A 10,801-nucleotide genomic window follows, 5' to 3' on the forward strand; every position below is an offset into this window, starting at 1 on the left:
AAGGTGTCGCTCGACGAAAACCAAATGCAAATGTCACTAACTGGGCGTTCCGTATCGGGCTGCTCTTTATCATCGGCCTGTTCATCACCGTCATGATTCTCGACGTGTTTTACAATCGTTTATGGGCGGAAGGTTGATGACTGAGAATGTTTCTCGGCGCATTGTGCTCACAGGGGCATCGCAGGGACTTGGCCGGGCGATGTTGGAGGGATTCATCTCACATGGGCATCGAGTTGCAGCATGCAGCCGATCTGCACATGCCATCGAAGAGTTGCACGAAACGTTTGGTGAGCCACATCATTTTCGGGTCGTCGATGTGGCGGATGACAATCAGGTGCGGGACTGGGCGCAAACGGTTCTGGATGATTTTGGTATTCCTGACCTGGTGATCAACAACGCGGCGATCATCAACCCGAACAACCCACTCTGGCAAATCACATCCAGTGACTTTGACCGGTTATTTGCCGTGAATGTCAGCGGTACAGCCAGCGTGATCCGGCATTTTCTCCCGGCAATGCTGAGTCACTTTCAGTCACACCATGAACAGGCGGGCATTGACCCCGTCATCGTCAACTTCAGTTCCGGCTGGGGACGATCCGTCGCCGCGGAAGTTGCTCCCTACTGTGCATCAAAGTGGGCGATTGAAGGACTCACAAAAGCTCTTGCGGAAGAATTGCCCGGTCACTTTTGTGCAGTCCCTCTTAACCCTGGCATTATCAACACCAGCATGCTTCGAAGTTGTTTCGCGGACGGAGCCGATGGCTTTCCTGTTCCATCACAATGGGCCCAGGTGGCGGTGCCCTTTATCCTGAGCTTCAATCGTCGTCACAGTGGTCAGTCACTGTCCGTGCCAGGTATGTAGCTGTTATACCTGCGCCGAGAAACACAGGATCTGTACCAGCTAACATAACTGTCTGTTGAAGAATCGGGACAGGTACGCGGGATGGCTGTAAGTCGTCGTGTTTTCATGTCTCCTGCTCGAACGGGTCCCGTTCTTCAAGACGCTGCTAAACTCGGACTGGCCTTGGTTGAAGTCCCGCCAACCCCGTGCGCTGAAAATTGTGGGGGCTGGTCGGATGCATCAGTTGGAAAAATGGCCAGCGTGGTGTTTGACGACATTCGGAGGCACCAGAATCCAGAGTTGTCTAATCCCGACTCTTGATGGATTCGAATGCCTGATTGCCGATCCGGTATTTCTTCCAGTCCTGATAGTCGAAATGCCACCATTCGAATTCGTAGACGGAGAAGGCTTCGGATTCCATCGTGCTGCGGAGCAGGTCACGGTACCACCGCTGGCGAGATGTGCCACCTGGGTACAACGGAAACGAGCGAGGCGAAAATTCATCGTACCCGGCCACCATTTCAATCGGATCGCCGGTGGCTAAGTCATAGAGCGTTATGTCGACAGCACAACCACGATTATGCCGAGAACCGTTGGCCGGATTTGCAACGAAGTCCTTCATTTCTTCCGGCGTGGCATCCCAGAACATCCTGGTCACATGCCAGGGGCGGTAAGCGTCGTGGACAAGCAGGCCGAGGCCCCGATCCTCCAGTTGAGCATTTGCCCTGGCCACTGCTTCTGCTGCCGGACGCTGCATGAAGGCCTTTGACTGTTTGTAGAAGACCGAGCCTGTAAAGTTGTTGGTTGTGGCGTAGCGAATATCCAGCTGAATTCCCGGATCGAGCGACGTGAGTTCAACAAGATCGGATTCGCGAAATGTACCGGATTCCTCCGGGGGCTTCGCAGACATCGCCTCAAGGCGCAGTTCGTCTATCGGCCGGACCGGCTCGATCCGGAATGTTTCACCGTCTTTCGTACCGACGTCACGGCGACCGAACAGAACCTCTGCCGCGACAACCTGAGTCGCTCGACCCGAAGGACCACGTCGAAACCTGAGGTGTTCGCCGTGGTATAAGCCATAGTCCGGAAATTCGTAAGTATCCGCATCCACCTGTTTCAGTGGGTAGTAATAGAACCACTCGATGAGTGCAAACAGCTGGCCGGCGTCCTCCAGAATGTACAGGACGTTGTGGTCGGGGCCGTATTCACCAATCAGACCTTTCCAGTCACCCGGGACGGCAGGGGGCGGAGTATTGGGTTGCCGGAGAAAAGTTGTCCCGTCGACCTTCAGACGATCGGTGGTTTCAAGTGAAACCTTCATACTGCCCCCGAGAACATCATCAGCGATAATGGCTCCGTCTTTCAGAGCACTGCGCAGTTCATATCGAAACGAACCCCGCACCATAAACAATCGGCCACCCAGCTCTGTGATCCGCGTCCGGCGTTCTCCGTCTTCTTCCCGGTACGTTCCGATAAGTTCCTTCGCCCGATCCTGGGGCACCGGGCCGGTTGCGGCATATTCAGGCAGGGCCTTGCCATCCTTTGACGCGATCATGAGTCGCAGGGCATAGTCAGCCAGGCGAGTGACTACTCCGTTGCTGCCATCCAGTGAACAGGCAGCGGCCAGACCGAGTTTCCGTTCCGGCAATGCTTCGACCTGTGTGCTGAAACCGTAAATCGCGCCACCGTGCCCAATCTTCGTGTAACCGTCCAGTTCCTGAACATGAAATCCAATACCAAAGCCCTGTGGATTGCCCTTCGAGTCCTTCAGAGGACTGATCATTTGACGATATGTTTCTGGCGCCAGAATCCGGCCGTTTTCGGTCTCGCCTTCGCGAAAAAGACAGCTTAGGAAACGGGAAAGATCGTGAACGCTGGAATAAAGATTCCCGGCCGGGCCGGTACCCAGTAGAAACTCAGGCGCCTCAAATCTGCGTCCGTCGTAGGTCCACATCCAGCCCGTTGCCAACGACGGTTTGATGGTGTCGGTGACAACAAAGCTACTGTCGGACATCTTCAGGGGATCAAGAATCGTCTTTTGCACCTGTTGTGGATGACTGATCTCCAGCACAGATTCCAGGGCAGCTCCGACAACAGCAATCGCTGCGTTGGAGTACTTTGTGCGTGTCTCTGGTTTGTATACCAGCGATGTATTGTTGAGACTCTCAATGGTTGCCCGAAGAGTAGGCTCCGTTGAATCGAAGTAGTTTCCAACCGGAGATTCTCGTACCAGTCCTGAGCGATGGGCCATCATCTGTCGCAGTGTCAGGGCAACACCATGTGGATTGTGAGGTGCAAAATCGGGCACGTATGTTTCAATCGGGGCATCCAGGTCCAGCTTGCCCTGTTCTACCATCTGCATGACGGCGATGTCGGTGAAGAGTTTCGATATCGAACCAACTCGATAAATCGTCTTTGCTGTTGCAGCTTTAGTCTGGTTGGCATCCTGAAAGCCAAAGCCGTCTTCCCAAACCACATGGTCTCCGTCGACCAGCGATATGGAGAAGGCCGGCAGTTGTTTGGTCGTGACTTCGTGCTGAATGGCAGCCACAAGCTTCTGGATGGCTGACGAATAGTCGTGTACGCCTGCCGCGGTAGTTCCGCCGTCTGCAACTTTCAGTCGTAATGACGCCTGATCAGCCGGCTCCGAGGTCTGTGAGAAGGCATTTGGGCAAACTAAATCCGGGACGGCCGTCAGAACGGCTGTGAAGACAAACATCCATCGTAAAAGGCTGATCATGAGCTTCTGCCTGTTGGGATTCCGGGGAGCCTGAGTTACTCGGTTCACAGTAACTGTTCCCGGGTCACTTCACCAGCTTCGGTGTGGCGGTATCCGATGTCATTTCGCGAGGCAGTTGAAATACGTCGCCGGCTGCGTTGCAGAAATAAAGATGCGAATCAGACGGTTTTCGACCATGGCCATCTGCCCAGATTCCAATGAAATCGGGATGTGCGTTCAATGCGCGACGGACATACGTGTGATTCATGGAACTGCCGCTTGTCAACTGTCGCTGTTTCACCCACGTCACGCCCTGATCCCGGCTTTGCCACATCGCGATTTCACCTCCCGGGTTGTAAGGTTGAGCTCCGACGGATGTGGGAGCAATCACTCGCCAGTCGTTATCGGCCTGGATCCACAATTCCCCCATGTCATAATTGTTGTCTGACGTGGTGATGGTGGAAAACTTCCAATCCATCCCCGTCCAGCGAGCCAGCGTCCAGGTACGTGGATCATTGTCTGGTCCGGATTCGTAGCCTTTGCTCGTGATGTAAAGAAGGATGGGATTCTTCTCTGCGTCGTAACGCAGATCTTTCAGATAGACGTTCAGCCCTTCGGCTTCGTAGTCACGTACCAGCGCGTCGTTGACCGCGCTGGTCAATGGCAACGAAAGCACGGTTCCGTTCGCCGTTTGCCAGGATTTCCCGTGATTGCTGGTTTCAACGTAATAGAGATTAGTGCGCCAGTTAAGACCTTTCCCCTGTGGATGGTAATTGAACATTGACCCCAGTTTCGTTCCTGAAATCCCGGTGACCTGATAATGACCTTCACCGATGGCGGCAATCCGCTGCCATTCGCTCCATTCGAAGCCGTCAGGACTGTTCATGAAACAAATGGTGCGTGCTGCCGGGTAGTTGTATCGTGTGAAGAACACATGGAATCCGGCATTCGGGGAATGCCACACTTGCAGGTAAGAAAAATTGTCGATGGGGACGGAGCTGCCCTGATCCCGGCGAGTTGCGTTCACTAACTGAAAATGGCTGATGTCGTATGGTTGGGCACTTCGGTGAATGTAAGATGGGCGAGACCGTCCGTGGGACGTGGAGAAGATCCAGATGTAACCATCGGTGTCCACACTGATGACCGGATTATCGTGCGCATCATCGGTTTTCTTGTCCAGCAGCAACGTCGGACGCGGACAGGTGCCGGTTGAGTGGTCAAAATACGAAACCATATGCAGCAGCTTCCGGCTGTTGTCCGAAGGTGCGCCGCCATAGCAAAAGAACGTCTTGTGAACTTTCGGGCAATAAATCGCAAACGGTTTGTGCTTGGCGCAGTAAGTCCCCATTCCACCGCTGTACTTATAGACGTATTCATCATTCGACGGCTGGTTCATGTACCAGATGCCGCGATAACCATCGGATTTGAGATTTAATGTGACAGGCTCATCTGCAGCGAGTAATGTTGAAGTGCCCTGAAAGGTCAGCAGGAGAAGTGAAATCCAGACTGAGCAGCAAATATTGAAGGCATTGAGTAGCATCGGAGTTCTTTTTACAGATTCCTGAGACGACAAAGGGGATGCAGCACACCAAGGGAATGGCAACATTGTTACACGAATCCCCCGATATCGACAGGCAGCGGGCAGGGCAGGGGGAAGTTCGACGCGTGAAAAATAAATCCGTCATCCTGGTGCACTTCGAATGGAAGATCTTCAACGATTCTGTGTCTGTGACTGCCTGAATTTCAAAAACAACTCTGCCCGTGCAGAAATGCAAACGCTCACTTCTGACGGGTCTCCTGGCTGCGTATAATCCAGGTGAAGCAATGCCTTCCGCCCACTCGCTCCCACCAATTACGAATCGTGCATGGAACCCACCCAACTCGCACGAATGACGCAACGACGCTATGAGTAAATATTCGACAATCACATTTTGCCTGCTGGCTGTCGTTGTCTGCGACTCCACGGCAGACGAGATTTCATTCAATCGTGACATTCGGCCGATTCTTTCACAGTACTGCTTTGCATGCCATGGTCCTGACCAGAATCATCGCGAAGCGGATCTGCGACTGGACAATCGTCAAGCGGCCGTCGAACATGGCGCAATCGTTCCCGGCAGAGTCGAACAAAGCTCCCTGATTGAACGAATTTTCAGCACGGACGGCGATTTGATTATGCCTCCTGCAGAATCAGGCAAGACTCTTTCCAGTCAACAGAAGCAACTGCTGTCTGACTGGATTCAGCAGGGAGCGGAATACCAGAAACACTGGTCGTTTGAACCTGTCCCGGACGTTGTGCCATTACCCGATCCCAGTGCCTGGGCTGATGCCTCTTTCGGCGACGCCCAAAAATGGATCCGCAATGGAATCGACTTCTTTGTCGCCGCTCAGCACCATCGCAAAGGGGTGCGCCCGAATCCTGAAGTGGATCGAGCGACCTGGCTTCGTCGTGTCACATTGGACCTGACCGGGTTACCCCCGAGCCTGGAAGAGCTGGATGGGTTTCTGTCGGACCCGTCCGACGACGCCTACGAATCCGTTGTGGACCGACTACTGTCTTCGCCTGCCTATGGCGAAAGAATGGCGAATATGTGGATGGATGTGGCCAGGTACGCAGATACGTTTGGCTATCAAAGCGATGTTGAAATGGACGTCTGGCCCTGGCGTGACTGGGTGATTGAGGCCTTCAACTCCAATATGCCTTATGACCAGTTCTTAACAGAGCAAATCGCGGGAGATCTTCTTCCCAATGCGACTCAGAATCAGCGACTGGCCACGACATTTAATCGCCTTCATCGACAGACCAATGAAGGAGGAAGTGTTCCCGAAGAGTTTCGGCTGACCGGCATCGCCGACCGAACGACCACTGCAGGAACCGCCTTTCTGGGGCTCACGTTGGAATGTTGCCGGTGTCATGATCACAAGTTCGACCCCATTTCGCAGCGAGAATTCTATCAGTTGTCCGCCTACTTTTCGGACATCGACGAATTTGGACTCTACGCTCATTTCACTCGTGGTCGGCCGACTCCCGCCATGCTGTTGTATGCGGAAGATGAACGGGCCTCGCATCTGGCGACCCTTCAGGAAATTGAAACGGCAAAGGAGCGCTATGAAACCGCACTACTGTCCGCGCGACAGAAGGTGGAACAACAACCGGACGCACTGTTGAAACAGCTTCCGCCGGTACCAGATCCAGCGTTTCACGCACCTCTGGAAGGTACGGAGGACGGAGTTTCCGGCAAAGCCACGCTTTGCGACGGCGATCAACAGATTGCATGTCCGGATGCTCCGGTGTTCGGAAGAACGTCTCCGTTTACCTACAGCCTTTGGGTCAGGCCCGCGGTTCAGCAGCCTCGCATGCTTGTGTTGCATCAGTCCGTCGCAGCAGAGGACAGTGCATTCCGTGGCATCCAGCTCACTCTTGATGACGGATTCCCGGAATTCTCCATGATTCACTTCTGGCCCGGAAACGCTGTGCGAGTTCAAAGCCGAACTTCGGTTCTCGTCAATCAATGGAGCCATTTGGCGGTCACTCACGATGGAAGTGGTACCGCATCCGGAATCAGAATTTTTGTGAACGGACTGGCCACTGATGTGGATGTGGAACGCGACAAGCTGACCCTCGATGTCCGGCATCGGAAGGAATGGGGTGATCCCAGCGTGGGCAGCGACAAACTGTCGCTGGGGGCGAGGTTTCGGGATGTCGGCTTTCGAGATGGTGGGCTCGATGAATTGAACGTGTACGACCATCAGCTTTCCTCCGCGCAAGTCATGGCGGTCTACTGCAGCGTTCGGAAAGATTCCGTTCCCGCAGGTATCTCAGTGGAATCAGCCATTGAACATCATCTGCTGGTGGCAGATGAATCGGTCCGGAATGCTCGAACTGCCTTACAGAAGGCTCGTCATGAAGAAAACGAATTCGTCTCCGGGATTCGGCAGATCATGGTCATGCAGCATTCTGCTGATGCGACTCCGACCCATATGCTCACACGCGGCGAATACACAGCGAAGGGCGAAGCTGTCGACGCGGGTCTGCCACAGGCTACGGGCACCCTTTCAGTGGTCGGAGAAGGACGCCTGCAGCTTGCAAACTGGATGACACATCCAAACCATCCACTGACCTCACGAGTGATTGTGAACCGCATGTGGCACCTGTTCTTTGGACGGGGGATCGTCGTGACTCTGGAAGATTTTGGTTCGCAGGGCACACCACCATCGCATCCGGAGTTGCTCGACTACCTGTCACGTGATTTGATCGAACATGATTGGGATCTGAAGTCTCTGTGTCGAAAGATTGTACTGTCTGCGACATACCGACAATCGTCGGTCAGTGCAGACGCAGCCGCCTTTGCGAAGGACCCTGACAATATCTGGCTATCACGTGGTCCCCGCCATCGATTGTCGGCGGAACAACTCCGCGATTCTATTCTTGCGGCCAGCGGCCTGCTGGTGCGAACGATCGGTGGCCCCAGCGTGATGCCCTACCAGCCCGAAGGGCTCTGGAAACAAGCGGGCACCGGAAAGACCTATCACCAGTCGAAAGGGGAGGGGCTGTATCGAAGAAGCCTTTACACATTCTGGAGACGAACAGCTCCACCACCGTCGATGCTGACTTTTGATGCGACCAGCCGCGAAAGCTGTACGGCCCGGCGAGAGCTAACGACCACGCCCCTGCAGGCACTCGTGTTTTTGAATGATCCGCAGTATGTAGAAGCGGCTCGGGTTCTGGCTGAAAAACTCATTCTATCCCATCGTGACGATCAGAATGCCCGATGGAATGAACTGTTTCGACGACTACTCTGCCGATTGCCCACAGATCAGGAACGGTCCGTCATCGACAGTCTTTATCAGGAGCAACTTGGCTACTTTCGTGAGGACTCCTCGCGGTCCGACGAGTTCTTGAAGGTCGGTGAACGAACCCCTGAGGATTCGGCAGATCGTTCGGATCTGGCCGCGACAAGTATCGTTGTGCAAACGCTGTTTGCATACGACGAAACAATTATGCTCAGATGAGCGGGCCTCGCGTCACCCAACGACAGCGATGCAGGGATTCAGCTGCGAAACGGCAACCAGAAGAAACGGCAACCAGAAGAAAATAGAGAACACGCATGACAGATCGGATCGCGAACATGTTGATGACCTCAGAAATCAACACGTTGGACAGAGGCCGCAGCAGTCAGGAAACGGCGGTTATCACCGACTGCTCAAGGCACGGAGTTGGCAACATGCATCGGCGTCATTGGTTGGGGCAGATTGGAATGGGGTTTGGCAGTATTGCCGCCATGGGTCTTTTGCAGCGTGAAGGATACGCCGCGAGTGAAGGCCTTTCGGACACGACCAGCCACGGCGTGATTCATCCACTCCATCACCTGCCAAAAGCAAAACGCGTCATCTACTTGTTTCAGGCGGGAGGCCCGTCTCAACTGGAGACCTGGGATTACAAGCCTCTGCTGAATGAAAAGCAGGGGCAACCGCTTCCGGATTCTGTGCGAAACGGACAGAGGCTGACCGGAATGTCCGGTAATCAGGCCGTACTGCCACTCGCGGGATCGCTGTTCAAATTCGCTCAGCACGGTCAAAGTGGGACATGGGCCAGTGAATTGTTGCCCCATATGTCACAGCATGTGGATCGGATTGCAGTGATCCGTTCGATGTATACAGAGGCTATTAATCACGATCCCGCAATTACGTTCCTTCAGACTGGCAATCAGATCTCAGGACGCCCCAGCATTGGATCATGGCTTCACTACGGTCTCGGCAGCGACAGTACAAACCTTCCTGCATTCGTTGTCCTGATCACGAAAGGAAAAGGTGGTCAGCCTTTGTATTCACGACTTTGGGGCTCCGGCTTCCTGCCCGCTCGATACCAGGGTGTGCAGTTCCGATCCGGCAGGGAACCTGTGCTATATTTGTCCAATCCGCCCGGTGTTTCCAGAGACAGTCGACGCAGCATGCTGGATCGCCTTCAACAACTGCATGCACTGGAGCAGGACCGACTCGGCGATCCGGAACTGCTAACCCGGATTGGTCAATACGAAATGGCTTATCGCATGCAGTCGAGCGTTCCGGAAGTCGCAAATCTTGCAGAAGAGCCTGAACATATTCTGAACATGTATGGCCCGGATGCCACCAAACCAGGCACCTTTGCCGCTAACTGCATTCTTGCACGCCGACTCGCTGAACGCGGCGTTCGATTTATTCAGCTGTATCATCAGGGCTGGGACCATCATGGCAATATTCCCGGCGGAATGAGGACGCAGTGCCGCGAAACGGATCAGCCGGCCGCTGCACTGCTGCAAGATCTGCTGCAACGAGGAATGCTGGATGACACTCTGGTGATTTGGGGAGGAGAATTTGGACGCACGAATTATTCCCAGGGGACATTGACGGCCACAAACTATGGACGGGACCATCATCCTCGCTGCTTTAGCATGTGGTTGGCTGGCGGAGGGATCAAAGGTGGTGTGACGTTCGGTGAAACGTGTGAATTTGGTTACAACGTGGTCTCGGATGGAGTTCATGTGCGAGACTTTCACGCTACGTTAATGCACCTGATGGGAATCGATCACCAGCGATTCACAGCCAGATTCCAGGGCCTCGACGCCCGGCTGACCGGAGTGGAGCCGTCGCGAATTGTGCACGAAATCCTCTCCTGATGGACTGCCGGACATCAGCAGCCTGTTGAAAAACGGGACTGGATCGAGCAGGTGACCTGACAACACGATGGTTTCCAGTCGTCCTGCGTGCCGGTCCCGGTTTTTCAACGGACAGCCAAGTGAATCCCGGTCACGTCCGCATCTCGGGATGGCTTATTACTGTCACGCAATGTTTGAAGAAAACGGATCAGCTTCGCCGCGGTGACTTCGATGGTTTTTTCGGGCGGCTGACGAGTCCATTGGGAGCATCGACTCAACCGGTGCGGAAACCAGCGTGCGTCTCCCTCGCTCAGGTGAACTGTGCTGACGGCATGTTGCATGCGCTGCAGCGACATCGCCCCACCCTTCTTGTACGAATTTGTACGAACTTTGTGTAGCCTCAATCAGCGACACCCGTAAGCCATGTGGGTATTGTGATATGGTGGCACCTACTATGGAGAGCCCCGCCCTTTCGTTGGTTCTGTCGACCCGCTGGAGTTCGATTGTGAAGAATGGCCCGATGACGCTGCGATGTCTGAAGCGATTCGTCGATTTGCTGGCCGTCAATTCACAAATTCGATCGTGGTTGCGGCAATGTGCAATCGCCCC

At 54.2% G+C, this 10,801-nt stretch carries 6 protein-coding genes; 3 read left to right on the forward strand and 3 right to left on the reverse strand.

Translation table 11 applies throughout. The features are described from left to right. Nucleotides 1-136 precede the first annotated feature (136 nt). Nucleotides 137-862: an SDR family oxidoreductase gene (locus R3C20_26010; GenBank protein MEZ6043962.1), complete on the forward strand. Its 726-nt coding sequence runs from the start codon at nucleotides 137-139 to the stop codon at nucleotides 860-862. Nucleotides 863-1,145: 283 nt separating this feature from the next. Here the strand turns inward: R3C20_26010 and R3C20_26015 are convergent, their stop codons facing one another. Then, nucleotides 1,146-3,581 (reverse strand): serine hydrolase, encoded by a 2,436-nt coding sequence (locus tag R3C20_26015; GenBank protein ID MEZ6043963.1) that lies wholly within the window; start codon nucleotides 3,579-3,581, stop codon nucleotides 1,146-1,148. A 64-nt stretch (nucleotides 3,582-3,645) separates the two neighbouring features. Beyond that, entirely contained in the window at nucleotides 3,646-5,100 is a 1,455-nt protein-coding gene (locus R3C20_26020; GenBank protein MEZ6043964.1) for a BNR-4 repeat-containing protein, read from the reverse strand. Between the two features lie 365 nt (nucleotides 5,101-5,465). On the opposite strand from R3C20_26020, the gene R3C20_26025 reads away from it, so the two are divergent. After that, nucleotides 5,466-8,570: a DUF1553 domain-containing protein gene (locus R3C20_26025; GenBank protein MEZ6043965.1), complete on the forward strand. Its 3,105-nt coding sequence runs from the start codon at nucleotides 5,466-5,468 to the stop codon at nucleotides 8,568-8,570. Nucleotides 8,571-8,782: 212 nt separating this feature from the next. Then, on the forward strand, nucleotides 8,783-10,213 hold the full coding sequence (locus R3C20_26030; GenBank protein MEZ6043966.1) for a DUF1501 domain-containing protein: 1,431 nt from the start codon (nucleotides 8,783-8,785) through the stop codon (nucleotides 10,211-10,213). Nucleotides 10,214-10,317: 104 nt separating this feature from the next. Here R3C20_26030 and R3C20_26035 read toward each other — a convergent pair whose 3' ends face one another. Further along, on the reverse strand, nucleotides 10,318-10,548 hold the full coding sequence (locus tag R3C20_26035; GenBank protein ID MEZ6043967.1) for a hypothetical protein: 231 nt from the start codon (nucleotides 10,546-10,548) through the stop codon (nucleotides 10,318-10,320). Nucleotides 10,549-10,801: the final 253 nt, after the last annotated feature.

The sequence above is a fragment of the Planctomycetaceae bacterium genome (assembly GCA_041398825.1).
Taxonomy (GTDB): Bacteria; Planctomycetota; Planctomycetia; order Planctomycetales; family Planctomycetaceae; genus F1-80-MAGs062.

Coding starts and splice junctions, on each gene's coding strand:
- R3C20_26010 (MEZ6043962.1), top strand. CDS start 137: ATGACTGAGAATGTTTCTCGGCGCATTGTGCTCACAGGGGCATCGCAG.
- R3C20_26025 (MEZ6043965.1), top strand. CDS start 5,466: ATGAGTAAATATTCGACAATCACATTTTGCCTGCTGGCTGTCGTTGTC.
- R3C20_26030 (MEZ6043966.1), top strand. CDS start 8,783: ATGCATCGGCGTCATTGGTTGGGGCAGATTGGAATGGGGTTTGGCAGT.
- R3C20_26035 (MEZ6043967.1), bottom strand. CDS start 10,548: ATGTCGCTGCAGCGCATGCAACATGCCGTCAGCACAGTTCACCTGAGC.
- R3C20_26015 (MEZ6043963.1), bottom strand. CDS start 3,581: ATGATCAGCCTTTTACGATGGATGTTTGTCTTCACAGCCGTTCTGACG.
- R3C20_26020 (MEZ6043964.1), bottom strand. CDS start 5,100: ATGCTACTCAATGCCTTCAATATTTGCTGCTCAGTCTGGATTTCACTT.